A 244-nucleotide genomic window follows, 5' to 3' on the forward strand; every position below is an offset into this window, starting at 1 on the left:
CCTCGATAGCTCAGTTGGTAGAGCAAATGACTGTTAATCATTGGGTCACAGGTTCGAGTCCTGTTCGAGGAGCCAATCCAAGGCTTCCTGCCAATGCCGGAAATGACGCTGATAGATGAGTTCCTCGTCGTCAGTTTCGATATCGCCCTGATATCGATCGATATTTTGTTGTTCCTCGATAGCTCAGTTGGTAGAGCAAATGACTGTTAATCATTGGGTCACAGGTTCGAGTCCTGTTCGAGGA

General features: G+C 47.5%; 1 tRNA gene. It reads left to right on the forward strand.

The window, feature by feature from the left end:
• Positions 1–172: 172 nt before the first annotated feature.
• Positions 173–244, forward strand: a tRNA-Asn gene (locus R2R70_RS22460).

Origin of the sequence: Cobetia sp. SIMBA_158 (assembly GCF_046566945.1) — a bacterium.
Lineage (GTDB): Bacteria > Pseudomonadota > Gammaproteobacteria > Pseudomonadales > Halomonadaceae > Cobetia > Cobetia amphilecti.